The organism is Streptomyces sp. CA-278952, from assembly GCF_028747205.1.
Classification (GTDB): domain Bacteria; phylum Actinomycetota; class Actinomycetes; order Streptomycetales; family Streptomycetaceae; genus Streptomyces.
Map to the genome: position 1 here is coordinate 6140232 of NZ_CP112880.1, position 16731 is coordinate 6156962.

The following is a 16731-nucleotide window of genomic DNA, read 5'->3' on the forward strand; positions in this document are numbered from 1 at the left end:
GGTTGGCCGACTGATGGCTGTCCACACCAGCCAGTCGGTGGTGAAGGCCGCGGGCGAGAACACCGCCCGCGGCCGGAGCCGCGGTACTGGCACCCCACCACCGACCCCCGGCCGTCTGAGGCGGGCGCTGTCGGTCCACTGGTACGCCTGGGCCATGGTCGCCCCGGTCGTCGTCGTGATCGGCGTGATCATCGGCTATCCGCTGGTCCGCGGCGTCTACCTCTCGATGACCGACGCGGACGAGCGCAACGTCGCCCGCTCCATCGGCGTCAACGAGATCCCCGCCACCTACGAGTTCGTCGGCGCGGACAACTACATCGACGCGCTGACCGGCTCGCAGTTCCTCGGCACGCTCGGCTGGACGCTGGTGTGGACCGTCTCCTGCGTGAGCGTCACGTTCGTCCTCGGCATGGCCCTGGCGAACATCCTCAACCGCCGCATCGCCGGACGCTCCGCCTACCGCATGGCCCTCATCCTGCCCTGGGCCATCCCCGGCTTCGTCTCCGTCTTCGCCTGGCGCTTCCTCTACAACGAGGAGCGCGGCCTGCTCAACAAGGTCCTCGGCGGCGCCGGCATCGACGCCGTGCCGTGGCTGAACGACCCGACCTGGGCCAAGTTCGCGGTCATCGCCGTCAACGTCTGGCTCGGCATCCCGTTCATGATGGTCGCCCTCCTCGGCGGACTCCAGTCCATCCCCTCCGAGCAGTACGAGGCGGCCGAGATGGACGGCGCCACCGCCTGGCAGCGCTTCCGCCACATCACGCTGCCCGGACTGCGCCCGGTCTCCACCACGGTGGTCCTGCTCTCCACCATCTGGACCTTCAACATGTTCCCGGTGATCTTCCTGCTGACCCGCGGCGGACCCGGTGAGGCCACCCAGATCCTCGTGACCCAGGCGTACAAGTTCTCCTTCGAGATCAGCCCGCGCGACTACGCGCAGTCCTCCACCTGGGGCGTGCTGATCCTCGTACTCCTGATGCTCTTCGCCGTCGTCTACCGGCGAGTCCTGCGCTCCCAGGGAGACAACTGGTGACCACCGCGACCGACACCCCCGCCCGGCACGGCGCCCCCAAGGTCCGGCTGCGCGGCGAGCGCTCCCCGCTCGCCTCCGTCGCCCTGCACCTCACCCTGATCATCGCCTCGGTGATCGCGGTCTTCCCGGTGCTGTGGGTCCTGCTGACCTCGCTCAAGCCCGCCAAGTTCGCGACCACCACGGACTTCTTCCGCGAGACGACGTTCGTCAACTACACGAACCTGATCCGCGACACGGAGTTCCTCAACTGGTTCGCCAACTCCGTGATCATCTCCGCGCTCTCCACCGTGATCGGCGTCTTCGTCGCCGCCACCACCGGATACGCCGTGAGCCGCTTCCGCTTCCCCGGCAAGCGCGGGCTGATGTGGACGCTGCTGATCACCCAGATGTTCCCGGTCGCCGTCCTCATCGTGCCGATCTACAACATCATGTCGAGCCTCGGGCTGCTCAACCAGCCCATGGGACTCGTCATCACCTACCTCACCATCTCGGTGCCGTTCTGCGCCTGGATGATGAAGGGGTTCTTCGACACCATCCCGCGCGAGATCGACGAGTCGGGCGAGGTCGACGGCCTCACCCCGTTCGGCACCTTCTTCCGGCTCATCCTGCCGCTGGCCAAGCCGGGCCTCGCGGTCACCGCGTTTTACTCCTTCATCACCGCCTGGGGCGAAGTGGCGTACGCCTCCGCCTTCCTGGTCGGCGACGAGAACCTCACGCTGGCCGGCGGACTCCAGAAGTTCGTCAACCAGTACGGAGCCCAGTGGGGCCCCATGACCGCGGCCTCCGTGCTCATCGCCATCCCGGCCGCCCTGGTGTTCCTCTTCGCCCAGAAGCACCTGGTCACCGGCATGTCCGCCGGAGCCGTCAAGGGCTGACCCCCCTGGCCACCCGCACCAGCACCCGTACGCACCACCGCACCCGTCACGGCGGCGCCGGAAACCCGGACCCGGTCCCCGGCGCCGCTCCCCACCCAGACACCCCAGGGACGACATGACCCAGCACCTCGCTGCCCCCTCCACCGGCACGTCCGACGACGCCCCGGGCCACCGCACCGGCTGGTGGCAGGACGCGGTGATCTACCAGGTCTATCCGCGGAGCTTCGCCGACGGCAACGGCGACGGCATGGGCGACCTCGCCGGCGTCACCGCCCGCCTGCCCCACCTGAAGGACCTGGGCGTCGACGCGGTCTGGCTCAGCCCCTTCTACGCCTCCCCGCAGGCCGACGCGGGCTACGACGTCGCCGACTACCGGGCCATCGACCCGATGTTCGGCAACCTGCTGGACGCCGACGCGCTGATCCGCGAGGCCCACGGCCTGGGGCTGCGCATCATCGTCGACCTGGTCCCCAACCACTCCTCCGACCAGCACGAGTGGTTCAAGCGCGCCCTGGCCGAGGGCCCCGGCTCCGCCCTGCGCGAGCGCTACCACTTCCGCCCCGGAAAGGGCTCCGACGGCGAACTCCCGCCCAACGACTGGGAGTCCATCTTCGGCGGACCCGCCTGGACCCGTACGGCGAACCCGGACGGCACCCCCGGTGACTGGTACCTCCACCTCTTCGCCCCCGAGCAGCCGGACTTCAACTGGGAGCACCCGGCCGTCGCCGACGAGTTCCGCTCCATCCTGCGCTTCTGGCTCGACATGGGCGTCGACGGCTTCCGCGTCGACGTCGCCCATGGCCTCGTCAAGGCCGAGGGGCTGCCCGACCTCGGCTCCCACGACCAACTCAGGCTGCTCGGCAACGACATCATGCCGTTCTTCGACCAGGACGGCGTGCACGCGATCTACCGCAGCTGGCGCACCATCCTCGACGAGTACCCGGGCGAGAGGATCGCCGTCGCCGAGGCCTGGACCCCGACCGTCGAGCGCACCGCCAACTACGTGCGCCCCGACGAGATGCACCAGGCGTTCAACTTCCAGTACCTGGCCACCGCCTGGGACGCCGCCGAACTGCGCGAGGTCATCGACACCTCGCTCGCCGCGATGCGCCCGGTCGGCGCACCCGCCACCTGGGTGCTCTCCAACCACGACGTCACCCGGCACGCCACCCGCTTCGCCAACCCGGCGGGCCTCGGCACCCAGATCCGCACCCCCGGCGACCGCGAGCTGGGCCTGCGCCGGGCCCGCGCCGCCTCCCTGCTGATGCTCGCCCTGCCCGGCTCCGCCTACGTCTACCAGGGCGAGGAGCTCGGCCTGCCCGACGTCACCGACCTGCCCGACGAGGCCCGCCAGGACCCCTCGTTCTTCCGCGCCGACGGCCAGGACGGCTTCCGCGACGGCTGCCGCGTCCCGATCCCGTGGACCCGCGAGGGCGGTTCGTACGGCTTCGGCGACGGTGGCAGCTGGCTCCCGCAGCCCGCCGGCTGGGGCGAGCTGTCCGTCGAGGCGCAGACCGGCGTGGAGGGCTCCACCCTGGAGCTGTACCGCGCCGCCATCGCCGCCCGCCGGGAGCACCCGGGTCTCGGCGCGGGCACGGACGTCGAGTGGCTGGACGGCCCCGAAGGCGTCCTCGTCTTCTCCCGCCCGGGCTTCGTCTGCACCGTCAACACCACCGGCGCCCCCGTCCGTATCGCCGCCCGCGGCCGGGTGCTGCTCGCCAGCTCCCCGGTCACCGTGGACGGCGCCGAGGCCGAGCTGCCCGCCGACACCACGGTGTGGTGGACGGTGTGACACTGCCCGCGCCCAGGACCACGGCGGCGCCCCGCCTCTCCGACATCGCCGGACAGGCGGCGGTCAGCGAGGCGACGGTCAGCCGGGTCCTGAACGGGAAGCAGGGCGTCGCGGACTCCACGCGTCAGCGGGTGCTCGCGGCGCTCGACATCCTGGGCTACGAGCGGCCCGTACGGCTGCGGCAGCGCAGCGCCGGACTGATCGGCCTGGTGACGCCCGAACTCACCAACCCGATCTTCCCGGCGTTCGCGCAGTCCGTCGAACAGGTGCTGGCCGGGCACGGCTACACCCCCGTGCTCTGTACCCAGCTGCCGGGCGGTGCGACGGAGGACGAACTCGTCGAGCAGCTCGTGGAGCGCGGCGTCGGCGGCATCGTCTTCCTCTCCGGGCTGCACGCGGACACCTCCGCCGACCCGGGCCGGTACGCCGCGCTCACCGAGCGCGGCGTGCCGTTCGTCCTGATCAACGGCTACAACGAGCGCATCAGCGCCCCGTTCGTCTCGCCGGACGACAACGCCGCCGTACGGATGGCCCTGGGGCACCTCGCCGACCTCGGCCACCGCCGGATCGGCCTGGCCATCGGCCCGCAGCGCTACGTCCCCTCCCGCCGCAAGCGCGACGGGTTCGTGGAGGCGGCCGTCTCGGTGCTCGGCATGGACCGGTCCGAGGCCGAACTGCTCGTCTGCTCCACGCTGTTCAGCGTGGAGGGCGGCCAGGTGGCGGCCGGCGCCCTGCTGGACGCGGGCTGCACGGGCATCGTCTGCGGCAGTGACCTGATGGCCCTCGGCGTGGTGCGCGCCGCCCGGGGGAGGGGCCTGGAGGTGCCCCGTGACGTCTCGGTCGTCGGCTTCGACGACTCGCAGCTCATCGCGTTCACCGACCCGCCGCTGACCACGGTGCGCCAGCCCGTGCAGGCGATGGCGGCGGCCGCCGTGGGCGCGCTGCTGGAGGAGATCGGGGGCAGCCCGGTGCAGCGCACCGAGTACGTCTTCCAGCCGGAGCTGGTCGTACGGGGCTCGACGGCGGCGGTACGCAACGGCTGACCGCGAAGCGGCAGCGGGCACGTACGGCAGCGGGCGCGGTACGGGAACGGGCACGTACGGGAACGGGCACGGTACGGGAACGGGCACGTACGGGAACGGGCGCGGTACGGGAACGGGCACGCACAGGAGAGGCACCAGGAGTCGGCCCAGGTAGGGCCGGCGGGGAGTTGTAGCGACTCCGGGTGCCTCTCTTGCCGTGACCGGCCCGGTCGGCCGGGCGCGTGGGGTCCGACGACGTGCAGCGGTGCCGGATCCCCCGGCCGACCGGGCCGGAGTCGGGATGAAACGTAACAGGCCCGCAATATCTTGCGAAAGACCTTGCAGCGAGAAATCGCGACGAAGTCGGGAAGGAAACTCCGCTGTTTCGCGGATGTGAGCGGGGGATGTCCAAAGGGTTGACCGGTGACGGGAGGGCTCGTACGGTCTGCTCCGCGGCAAGGTTTGCATTCTTGCAGCAAGAACCTTCAGGAGCCTTGAGGGCACGGCGCGTTGTCGACTGAGGCTGCACCGTCATCCCCGCTTCCCCCACCCGCAGGAGGAAAGACATGGCACGCAGATCCCTGTCTGTCGCGCTCGCCCTGGTGGCCGGCGCCGCCGCCCTCGTCGTCCCCACCGGATTCGGCGCCGCTGGCACCGCACAGGCCGCCGCCCCGGGCGACAAGGACGTCACCGCCGTGATGTTCGAGTGGAAGTTCGCCTCCATAGCCAAGGCCTGCACGGACACCCTCGGTCCGGCGGGCTACGGCTACGTCCAGGTCTCGCCGCCGCAGGAGCACATCCAGGGCGGCCAGTGGTGGACGTCCTACCAGCCCGTCAGCTACAGGATCGCCGGCCGGCTCGGCGACCGGGCCGCCTTCTCCGCCATGGTGAACACGTGTCACTCGGCCGGGGTCAAGGTCATCGCCGACTCGGTCATCAACCACATGTCGGCGGGCAACGGCACCGGCACCGGAGGCTCCGCGTACTCCAAGTACGACTACCCGGGCATCTACTCCGGCGCCGACATGGACGACTGCCGGGCCCAGATCAACAACTACAACGACCGGGGCAACGTCCAGAACTGCGAGCTGGTCGGCCTCGCCGACCTGGACACCGGCGAGGAGTACGTACGCGGCAGGATCGCCGGCTACCTCAACGACCTGCTCTCGCTCGGCGTCGACGGCTTCCGGATCGACGCCGCCAAGCACATGCCCGCCGGGGACCTCGCCAACATCAAGTCCCGGCTCACCAACCCGAACGCCTACTGGAAGCACGAGGCGATCTTCGGGGCCGGTGAGGCCGTCTCGCCCTCCGAGTACCTGGGCAGCGGAGACGTCCAGGAGTTCCGGTACGGGCGGAGCCTCAAGCAGGTGTTCCTCAACGAGAACCTCGCCCACCTGAAGAACTTCGGCGAGGGCTGGGGCTTCATGGAGTCCGGCAAGTCCGCCGTCTTCGTCGACAACCACGACACCGAGCGCGGCGGCGACACCCTCAACTACAAGAACGGCTCCGCCTACACCCTGGCCAGCGTCTTCATGCTGGCCTACCCCTATGGCTCCCCGGACGTCCACTCCGGCTACGAGTTCAGCAGCCATGACGCCGGACCGCCCAACGGCGGCCAGGTGAACTCCTGTTACAGCGACGGCTGGAAGTGCCAGCACGCCTGGCGCGAGATCTCCTCCATGGTCGGCTTCCGCAACACCGCGCGCGGCCAGGGAGTCACCAACTGGTGGGACAACGGCGGCGACCAGATCGCCTTCGGCCGCGGGAACAAGGCGTACGTCGCCCTCAACCACGAGGGCTCCGCACTGACCCGGACCTTCCAGACCTCGCTGCCCGCCGGCGACTACTGCGACGTCCAGTCCGGCAAGGGCGTCCAGGTCAACGGCTCCGGCCAGTTCACCGCCACCGTCCCGGCCGGCACCGCCGTCGCCCTGCACACCGGCGCCCGTACCTGCGGAGGAGGCGGCACGAACCCCGACCCGGACCCCGGCAACGGCACCTCCGGCGCCTCCTTCGGCGTCAACGCCACCACCCAGCCCGGCCAGAACATCCACGTCACCGGCGACCAGACCGCCCTCGGCAACTGGAACCCGGCGAGCGCGCCGAAGCTCGACCCGGCGGCGTACCCCGTGTGGAAGCTGGACGTGAACCTGCCCGCCGGGACCACGTTCGCCTACAAGTACGTCCGCAAGGACGCGGGCGGCAACGTCACCTGGGAGAGCGGTGCCAACCGCACCGCCACCGTCCCGGCCTCCGGGAAGGTCACGCTGACCGCCGACGTCTGGCGCGGCTGACATCCGAACCCCCAGCGGGCCGGTGGTACCGCCACCGGCCCGCTTCCCCTTGAGCGACCCATCGCTCGACCCATCGCTCGGCCCATCGCCCGGCCCCCCGTTCGACCTACCGATCAAGCCCTGAGGAGCACCCTCCGTGTCCCGAACCATCCTCGGACGATGGGCGGTGGCCGCCCTGTGCGCGGCGCTGCTGCCCGTCGCCCCGGCGGCCACCGCCGCCGCGTCGCCCCGGCCGCCGGCACCGCCCTCGGACGCGAAACTCGCCCGTGAGGCGGACCGGCACGACCTCACGCGCGAGCAGTTCTACTTCGTGCTGCCCGACCGGTTCGCCAACGGCGACGCCTCCAACGACCGGGGCGGGCTGACCGGATCGCGGCTGGAGCACGGCTACGACCCCACCGACAAGGGGTTCTACCAGGGCGGCGACCTCAAGGGCCTCACCCGGAAGCTCGACTACATCAAGGAGCTCGGCACCACCGCCATCTGGATGGCGCCGATCTTCAAGAACCGGCCCGTTCAGGGCACCGGCAAGGACGCCTCGGCCGGCTACCACGGCTACTGGATCACCGACTTCACCCAGGTCGACCCTCACTTCGGCACCAACGCCGACCTGGAGCGGCTGATCGACAAGGCCCACGCCAAGGGCATGAAGGTCTTCTTCGACGTCATCACCAACCACACCGCCGACACCGTCGACTACGCGGAGAAGGCCTACGGCTACCAGCCCAAGGGCGCCTTCCCCTACCTCGACGAGGACGGCCGCCCCTTCGACGACCGCGACGGCGTCGAAGAGGTCGACGAGGACTCCTTCCCGTACACCCCGGTGAAGACGCCCGGCACCGGCGAGAAGGTCCCCTCCTGGCTCAACGACCCGACCATGTACCACAACCGGGGCGACTCGACGTGGGCCGGCGAGTCCAACGAGTACGGCGACTTCTCCGGGCTCGACGACCTGTGGACCGAGCGTCCCGAGGTCGTGAAGGGCATGGAGAAGATCTACGAGAAGTGGGTCCGCGACTTCGACATCGACGGCTTCCGCATCGACACGGTCAAACACGTCGACCTGGACTTCTGGACCCAGTGGGCCACCGCGCTGGACGCGTACGCCGCGAAGCGCGGCCGGGACGACTTCTTCATGTTCGGCGAGATCTACTCCGCCGACACCGAGGTGACCTCGCCGTACGTCACGCGGGGCCGCCTCGACTCCACGCTGGACTTCCCGTTCCAGGACGCCGCCCGGCAGTTCGCCTCCCAGGGCGCGCCCGCCGACCGGCTCGCCTCCGTGTACGGGAACGACTACCGCTACACCACGGACAAGGCCAACGCCTACGAGCAGGTCACCTTCCTCGGCAACCACGACATGGGCCGCATCGGGACCTTCCTGAAGCAGGACAACCCGAAGGCCGACGACGCCGAGCTGCTGAAGCGGGCCCGGCTCGCCAACGAGCTGATGTTCCTCGGCCGCGGCAACCCGGTGATCTACTACGGCGACGAGCAGGGCTTCACCGGAGCCGGCGGCGACAAGGACTCCCGCCAGACGCTCTTCGCCTCGAAGACCGCCGACTACCTCGACGACGACCAGCTCGGCACCGACCGCACGCACGCCTCGGACGCGTACGACACGGAGCACCCGGTCTACCGCTCCATCGCCGCCCTCTCGGGGCTCACCAAGGCCCACCCGGCACTGCGCGACGGCACCCAGATCGAGCGGTTCGCGGAAGGCTCGGTGTACGCCACCTCGCGCATCGACACCGAGCGGCCCCACGAATACCTCGTCGCCTACAACAACGGCACGAGCCCGCGGGAGGTCCGGCTCGCCACCGAGACGGCCGGCATGAACTTCCGCACGCTGTACGGCGGTTCCGGTGTCGTCCGCAGCGGCGAGGACAAGAAGGTCACCGTCACCGTGCCCGCCCTCTCCAGCATCGTGCTGAAGGCGGACCGGGCCGTGGGCGCTCCCGCCGCCGAGCCCACGATCGCGCTGAAGGCCCCGGCCGCCGGCGCCACCGGCACCGTCGGGATCACCGCCGACGTGGACGGCGGACAGCTCAACCGGGTCGTCTTCGCCGCCCAGGTGGGCAACGGGAAGTGGAAGACGCTCGGTTCGGCCGACCACGCCCCGTACCAGGTCACCCAGTACCTCGACGGGACCGTGAAGGCGGGAACGCCGCTGCGCTACAAGGCCGTCGTCGTCGACCGCACGGGCCGCACCTCCAGTGCCCTCGCCGCGACCACCGCCGGTCAGACCCCGCCGAAGCCGAAGCCCGTCGCCGTCGAGCGCGACCGGGCGGTCGTCCACTACCAGCGCCCCGACGGCGACTACGAGGGCTGGCAGCTGAAGTCCGGCGGCAAGACCGCCGAGTTCGTCGGGCGGGACGCCTACGGCGCGTTCGCCTGGATCGACCTGGAGGAGGGCGCCGACTCCGTCCCGTACACCGTCGAGAAGAACGGCACGGCCGACGGCCCGCAGCGGACTCTCGACCTCGGCGTGTCCGGTCAGGTCTGGATCGAGCAGGGCAAGGACGGACAGGCGGTCGAAGCCCCCGAGGCCCCGCCGCAGGACACCGGCAAGGCGGTCCTCAACTACCACCGCCCGGACGGGAACTACGACGGCTGGGGGCTGCACACCTGGGCCGGGGCCAAGGAGCCCACCGACTGGTCCAAGCCGCTGATGCCGGTGAAGAAGGACGCCTACGGGGTCACCTTCGAGGTGCCGCTCGTGGACGGGGCCACCACCCTCAGCTACATCCTGCACAAGGGCGACGAGAAGGACCTGCCCACCGACCAGTCCCTGGACCTCGCCACCTACGGCCACGAGGTCTGGATGCTCGGCTCCAAGCCCGGCTACCTCCTCCCGCAGACCGGCGGCGGCGCGGCCCCCGACCTGTCGAAGGCCGAGGCGCAGTGGATCGACAAGGACACCGTCGTCTGGAAGGTGAAGGCCACCGACGCCACCAGCCAGCAGCTCGTGTACGCGCCCGAGGGCGGCATCTCCGTCGTCGACGGGGCGCTCTCCGACGAGGGCCGGTGGTTGCGGCTCACCCGGTCCGCGCTGAGTGACGCGCAGAAGGCGAAGTACCCGCACCTCGAGGACTACCCGGCGTTCACCGTGGACGCCCGCGACCGGGACCGGGTCCGGGAATCCCTGCGCGGCCAGATCGTCGCCACCCAGCGCGCCGCCAACGGGGCCCTGCTCGCCGCCACCGGCGTACAGACCGCCGGCATCCTGGACGACCTGTACGGGAAGAAGGCGGCCTCCGCCGAACTCGGCCCGGTCTTCCGCCAGTCGACGCCCACACTCTCCGTATGGGCCCCCACCGCCCGGACCGTCTCGCTCGAACTCGACGGGCGTACCCACCCGATGAAGCGCGACGACCGCACCGGCGTCTGGTCGGTCACCGGGAAGAAGAGCTGGCGGGGCAAGCCCTACCGGTACGCCGTGACCGTCTGGGCCCCCACCGTCCAGAAGATGGTCACCAACAAGGTCACCGACCCCTACTCCACCGCCCTCACCGCCGACTCCGCCCGCAGCCTCGTCGTCGACCTCACCGACCCGAAGCTCGCCCCGCGCGGCTGGTCCGGTCTGAGGAAGCCCGCCGCGACCCCGCTGCGGGACGCCCAGATCCAGGAACTGCACGTCCGCGACTTCTCCGTCACGGACCGCACGGCGCGGCACCCCGGTGAGTACCTCGCCTTCACCGACACCCGCTCCCGGGGCATGAAGCACCTAAGGAAGCTCGCCGACTCCGGCACCAGCTACGTGCACCTGCTGCCCGTCTTCGACATCGGCACGATCCCGGAGAAGAAGAAGGACCAGCACAGGCCCGCCTGCGATCTCCACGTCTACGCCCCCGACTCCGAGGAGCAGCAGGCCTGCGTCGCCGAGGCCGCCGCCAAGGACGGCTTCAACTGGGGGTACGACCCGCTGCACTACACCGTCCCCGAGGGCTCCTACGCCTCCGACCCGGACGGCACCCGGCGCACGGTCGAGTTCCGGCAGATGGTGCAGGGCCTCAACCAGGCCGGACTGCGCACCGTCATGGACGTCGTCTACAACCACACCGTCGCCTCGGGGCAGGACGACAAGTCGGTCCTCGACAAGGTCGTGCCCGGCTACTACCAGCGGCTCCTGGAGGACGGCAGCGTCGCCACCTCCACCTGCTGCGCCAACACCGCCCCCGAGAACACCATGATGGGCAAGCTCGTCGTCGACTCGATCGTCACCTGGGCCAAGGAGTACAAGGTCGACGGCTTCCGCTTCGACCTGATGGGCCACCACCCCAAGGACAACATCCTCGCCGTCCGCGCGGCGCTGGACGAGCTGACCCTCGCGAAGGACGGCGTCGACGGCAAGAAGATCATCCTGTACGGCGAGGGCTGGAACTTCGGCGAGATCGCGGACGACGCCCGCTTCGTCCAGGCCACCCAGAAGAACATGGCCGGCACCGGCATCGCCACCTTCTCCGACCGGGCCCGCGACGCCGTGCGCGGCGGCGGCCCCTTCGACGAGGACCCCGGCGTCCAGGGCTTCGCCACCGGCCTCTACACCGACCCCAACTCCTCCCCGGCCAACGGCACCCGCGCCGAGCAGAGGGCCCGGCTGCTGCACTACCAGGACCTGATCAAGGTCGGTCTCACCGGCAATCTCGCCGACTACACCTTCACCGACACCTCCGGCCGCACGGTCAAGGGCTCCGAGGTCGACTACAACGGGGCGCCCGCCGGATACGCGGCCGCACCCGGCGACGCCCTCGCCTACTCCGACGCCCACGACAACGAGACCCTCTTCGACACCCTCGCCTTCAAGCTCCCGGCCTCCTCCACGGCAGCCGAACGGGCCAGGGCCCAGGTGGTGGCCATGGCCGCCTCCGTCCTCTCCCAGGGGCCCTCGCTCTCCCAGGCCGGCACCGACCTGCTGCGCTCCAAGTCCCTGGACCGCAACTCCTACGACAGCGGCGACTGGTTCAACGCCCTGCACTGGGACTGCCGCGACGGCAACGGCTTCGGCCGGGGTCTGCCGCCCGCCGCCGACAACCAGGACAAGTGGGCGTACGCGAAGCCGCTCCTGGCCGCCACCGGCACCATCGCGCCGAACTGCGCGCAGATCGACGGGGCCTCGGCCGCCTACCGCGACCTGCTCACCATCCGCTCCACCGAGAAGGAGTTCTCCCTGCGCACCGCCGGCCAGGTGCAGTCCGCCCTGTCCTTCCCGCTCTCCGGCACGGCCGAGACCCCGGGCGTGATCACCATGCGCCTCGGTGAACTGGTCGTCGTCCTCAACGCCGCGCCGACCACCGCCGACCAGCGGCTCGCCGCCCCGGCGGGGAAGACGTACGCGCTGCACCCCGTCCAGGCCAAGGGGGCGGATCCTACGGTCAAACGAGCCAGGTACGACGGGAAATCGGCCACTTTCACCGTCCCGGGACGCACGGCGGCCGTCTTCACGCTGCGCTGACCTCCGACAGCACTACGGTGACGGCAGACGTCGGCAAGGGAGCCGCCGCAGCCGTCCTGGTTCACCGGGCCGGTCCCGCTCTCCCTCTCGGGGAGGCGGGACCGGCCCGGTGTGCGCGGCAGGAGCCCCACCCGGGGCGGTCGGCTCGCCGGCGCACCCTGCCCCAGCGCCCGGACGGTGATGATGACCAACGTGGGATACCTTCCCGACGAGACGAGCAGCTTCGTCGGGAGGCGGGCCGAACTGGCCCGGCTGGGAACCGCGTTGACCACCCGGCGGATGACCACCCTGATCGGCCCCGGCGGCGTCGGCAAGACCCGGCTCGCGCTCCGGGCCGCCCGCGCCGCCGCCGACCGCTACCCGGACGGCGCCTGGTGGGCCGACCTCTCCCCGCTCCCCGACGACAGGCTGCTGCTCCCCACCGTCTCGGACGCGGTCGGACTCGCCGACCACACCCTGCGGATGCCCGTCGAGGCGATCTGCGAATGGCTCGGCGACAAGTACCTCCTGCTGGTCCTCGACTCCGCCGAACACCTCCGAGCCGCCTGCTCCCATCTGCTGGCCGAGATCCTGACCACCTCGTCGGGCCTGACCGTCCTGGTCACCAGCAGGCAGCCGCTCGGCACCCGGGGCGAGTACGTCGTCGAGGTGCCGCCGCTCCCGGTCGACGGCGCGCCCGACGCCCTCCAGCTCTTCGCCGACCGGCTGCGCGCCACCGACCCCGGGGCCGGCCTGGACGACCCGGGCGACGAGGCGGCGGCCACCGAGATCTGCCGCCGTCTCGAAGGCATTCCGCTCGCCATCGAGCTGGCCGCCGCGGGCATCGGTCGGCACAGCGTGGCCCAGCTCGCCCACCGGATCGGCAGCCGCTTCGACGCCCGGAGCACCGGCTTCGGCGGGTCCGGCCGGGGCGGCGGCCTCGCCCTCGCCCCCGGCTTCCGAGCCCCCGGTTCCGGAGCCTCCGGTCTCGGAGCGCCCGGTCTCGGAGCGCCCGGCCCCGGCGCACCGGACGGGATCGGGGCGGACGGGGCCGGCGACAGCCCGGACACGGCCCGCCTCGACCTCCTCGCCGACGCGACGGTGTGGCCCCGCCGCCACCGCACCCTGCGCACCGCCATCGGCTGGTCACACGAGCTGTGCACCCCGCTGGAGCGCCTCCTGTGGGCCCGTCTCACCCCGCTGCGCACCGACTTCGACGAGGAGGTCGCCCGCGAGGTCTGCGCGGGCGGCCCGCTCACCCCGGACGAGGTGGGCCGGGCGCTCCAGGGCCTCGTCGCCCAGTGTGTCGTCCAGCGCGACGGCGACCGCTACCGGATGCTCGACACCCTCCGCGAGTACGGCCGGATGTGGCTCACCGAGCTGGGCGAGGCCCGCGCCGCCGCCGACCGGCACGCGAGAAGCTTCCTCGGCCTCGCCCGCCGCGCCCACGACGGCTGGACCGGCCCGGACCAGGTGTCCTGGTACCACAAGGTGTCCGACACCCACCTCGACCTGTGCGCCGCCCTGGAGCACCTGCTCGTCCACGACGTCGGCGGGGCCCAGGAGATGGCGGGCCGGGTCGGCTTCTTCTGGGCCTGCTGCGGCCACCTCTCCGAGGCCCGGAGCTACGCCCGGCGCGCCCTGGACGCGGGCCCCGTCGACGGACCCCCGCGGACCAGGCTGCAATGGGTCCTCGGCGTCGCGGCCCTGCTCCAGGGCGACTTCGCGACCGCCGAGAAGCACGGCGCGCTCTGCACGGCCGGCGCGCTGTACGACCGGGACGACGAGGGCATGCTCGGCGCGGCCTACCTCTCGGGCCTCACCCAGCTGATGACCGGGGAGCCCGAGGCGGCGCTGGAAGCGGCCGGGCGGGTCCTGCGGATGACCGAGGGCGTGCCAGTGGACTCGGCCCACCGGCTGCGGTGCCACCTCATCACCGTCTTCGCGCTCACCGCGCTCGGCCGGCTCACCGAGTCCGAGGCGGCGGCCACCGCACTGCGCCGGGCCTGCGAACGCGGCGGCGAACACTGGACCCGCTCCTACGCGGACTACCAACTCGCCCTGATCGCCCTGCTCCAGGACCGCCCGGCCGCCTCCGCCGCGCACGCCCGGTCGATGCTCGCGGGCAAGCACCGGCTCCGCGACAGCTTCGGCATCGCGCTGGGGCTGGACCTCCTGGCCGCCGCCATCGCCGCCCAGGGCGCGGGCGCGCAGGCCGCCCGGGTCTACGGCACCGGACACGCGTACTGGCGCATGGTCGGTCATCCCCAGCGCGGCACGCCCGAGCTGGGGCCGGTCCGCGAGAGGTGCGAGCTCCAGGCGCGGGCAGCCGTCGGCGACGAGGCCTACCAGCGCGCCTTCGAGCGCGGCCAGTCGGACAACGCGGAGGTCGGTCTCGCCGCCGCGCTCCGCACCGAGCTACAGCTCTGACCCGGGCGCACGTGGGGACCGGTACACGGATGGAGCCCCGGGCTACCCACACCCGGACCATCTGGGTAAGGTTAGGCATACCTAAGTAGCCGCTTGGGTTCCGCTGACCCCTCCTGGAGAACTCGGATGCGCCTTTCCCGCCCCCGCGCCACGCAGCCGACCCGCGCCGAGCGCGTCCGGTCGATCCTGACCGTCGCCCACTCCATGACGGTGGTCAGCGACGGACTGCACACCGAAATCCGCCGCCTCGACGGCACGGGCGCGATGGGCCACATCCACCTGCACGCCCCGAACGACGGCGGCCACGCGCCGAGCGCCGAACGCGTGCCGGCCCGCCTGGAGTTCACGGACATCGCCGCCACCCCCGTACGCGACCGGCTGCGCGCCCGCGTCACGGTCACCGGACTGCTCGCCGCCCCGTACGCCACCGACACCGAGCAGAGCACCTGCATGGAGTTCGGGCAGGCCGTCCTGGAGGACGCCGAGGGACGCACCTTCATCACCCTGGAGGAGCTCGAAGAGGTGGAGACCGACCCGATCGCCGCCTGCGAGGCGGGCATGCTCACCCATCTCGTGGACGACCACGCCGAACTCGTCCCGCTGCTCCTGCGCCTCGTCCACCCCCGCCCGGAGCGCGGCATGACACGGGCCGTGCCGCTGGCGATGGACCGCTTCGGGGTGACCCTGCGGCTCGAATACCCCAGCATCCACGAGGACGTGCGGCTGCCGTTCCCGCGCCCGGTCACCGAGATCGACCAGGCGGGCCCGCAGATCCACGCCCTGCTGGCCGCCGCCCGCCGCGTCTCCCACCGCAACGGCCTGCCGGCCTGAGGGCTGTCCCGGGAATCAGCGCGGCAGGCGCTGCGCGGGCACGACGGGCCCGGCGGGCACGTCCGGGGCGAGCGTGGAGAGCGCGGAGAGCCGGGCGAGCAGGTCACCGAACGGGCCGTCCGCCGGCTCCTGGGACAGTACCCGCAGCACGATGCCCGCCATCTCCTGGTCGTACGCCGCGCTGACCGCCGCGAGCGCCGCGAAGTCGTGCACCAGCTGCGTCTCCAGCTCGGCGCGCGGGATGCGCCGCCCGTCCAGCCAGATCAGCGCCGTCGACTCGGCGAGCGAGACCCAGGAGCGGACCACCAGCTCCAGCCGGGCCGGTGGTTCGGTCACTCCGAGGTGCGTGATGATCTGCTCGTACGCGGCCTGCCGCACCCCGTCGATCATGGCGTTCGCCGTCGAGGAACCGACCGCCGGCCCACCCCGCATCAGCGCCGAGAAGCCGGGGCCGTGCTCGTCGACGAAGTCGAAGAACCGCCCCATCACCCGGAGCAGCCGCGCGCCCAGGGGCCCCTCCGGGGGTTCCAGGAAGCGGGCCGCCAACTCGTCCGCGGCCCGCCGCAGCGCCGCCTCGTACAGGCTCTGCTTGCCGGGGAAGTAGTGGTACACCAGCGGACGGGAGATGCCCGCGGCCGCGGCGATCTCGTCGATCGACACGTCCTCGGGCGAGCGGCGGCTGAACAAGTCCAGCGCGACGCCGATGAGTTGCTGTCTGCGCTCGTCGACGCCCATCCTGCGCCGCACCCCGGTCGTCATACGGACAGCCTATCCGGGGTGCGCACGCCCCTCCCTCTCCCGTCGTCGGTGATCTCGCGCTCCCAGCGGTCGAGCATCTCCTCCAGCAGGGCGCGCCGGCCGGCGAAGTATCCGTAGAAGCCGCCCTTGGACACGCCGAGAGCCTTCGCCAGCGTCTCGATCTGGACGGCATCCGGGCCACCCGCCGCGAGCGCACGCAACCCTTCGTCGATCCACTTGTGACGCGGGGTGCGAGCCACCGCCATGGTCGGTTGACGG

General features: G+C 71.5%; 9 protein-coding genes and 1 pseudogene. 8 read left to right on the forward strand and 2 right to left on the reverse strand.

All coding sequences use genetic code 11. From position 1 onward, the window contains the following. The first annotated feature begins 13 nt into the window (after positions 1–13). From N7925_RS27160 to N7925_RS27195, 8 genes are all read left to right on the forward strand, one after another. A complete protein-coding gene (locus tag N7925_RS27160; RefSeq protein ID WP_265602037.1) occupies positions 14–1033 on the forward strand; it encodes a carbohydrate ABC transporter permease in 1020 nt (339 codons plus the stop codon). Then, positions 1030–1908 (forward strand): sugar ABC transporter permease, encoded by an 879-nt coding sequence (locus N7925_RS27165; protein ID WP_265602038.1) that lies wholly within the window; start codon positions 1030–1032, stop codon positions 1906–1908. The genes N7925_RS27160 and N7925_RS27165 overlap by 4 nt, the downstream gene beginning before the upstream one ends. Positions 1909–2023: 115 nt before the next feature. Then, a complete protein-coding gene (locus tag N7925_RS27170) occupies positions 2024–3700 on the forward strand; it encodes a glycoside hydrolase family 13 protein (protein WP_265602039.1) in 1677 nt (558 codons plus the stop codon). Further along, positions 3685–4743 carry a LacI family DNA-binding transcriptional regulator gene (locus tag N7925_RS27175; protein WP_265602040.1) on the forward strand — a complete coding sequence of 353 codons (1059 nt, stop codon included), beginning with the start codon at positions 3685–3687 and terminating at the stop codon, positions 4741–4743. Before N7925_RS27170 ends, N7925_RS27175 begins: the two co-directional genes overlap by 16 nt. A gap of 545 nt (positions 4744–5288) precedes the next feature. Then, the gene (locus N7925_RS27180) at positions 5289–7019 is read left to right on the forward strand and encodes a carbohydrate-binding module family 20 domain-containing protein (protein ID WP_274345449.1); all 1731 of its coding nucleotides are present in this window, start codon (positions 5289–5291) and stop codon (positions 7017–7019) included. Between the two features lie 136 nt (positions 7020–7155). Continuing rightward, a complete protein-coding gene (pulA, locus tag N7925_RS27185) occupies positions 7156–12474 on the forward strand; it encodes a pullulanase-type alpha-1,6-glucosidase (RefSeq protein ID WP_274345450.1) in 5319 nt (1772 codons plus the stop codon). Between the two features lie 180 nt (positions 12475–12654). Next, a complete protein-coding gene (locus N7925_RS27190; RefSeq protein ID WP_274345451.1) occupies positions 12655–14883 on the forward strand; it encodes an ATP-binding protein in 2229 nt (742 codons plus the stop codon). Between the two features lie 126 nt (positions 14884–15009). Then, positions 15010–15714 carry a DUF2470 domain-containing protein gene (locus N7925_RS27195; protein WP_274345452.1) on the forward strand — a complete coding sequence of 235 codons (705 nt, stop codon included), beginning with the start codon at positions 15010–15012 and terminating at the stop codon, positions 15712–15714. A 15-nt stretch (positions 15715–15729) separates the two neighbouring features. Here N7925_RS27195 and N7925_RS27200 read toward each other — a convergent pair whose 3' ends face one another. Both N7925_RS27200 and N7925_RS27205 read right to left on the reverse strand, forming a co-directional pair. After that, positions 15730–16473, reverse strand: a complete 744-nt coding sequence (locus N7925_RS27200; protein ID WP_274345453.1) for a TetR/AcrR family transcriptional regulator — start codon at positions 16471–16473, stop codon at positions 15730–15732. Positions 16474–16514: 41 nt separating this feature from the next. Continuing rightward, positions 16515–16718, reverse strand: a pseudogene (locus N7925_RS27205) (helix-turn-helix domain-containing protein); the annotation flags it as partial. Positions 16719–16731 lie beyond the last annotated feature (13 nt).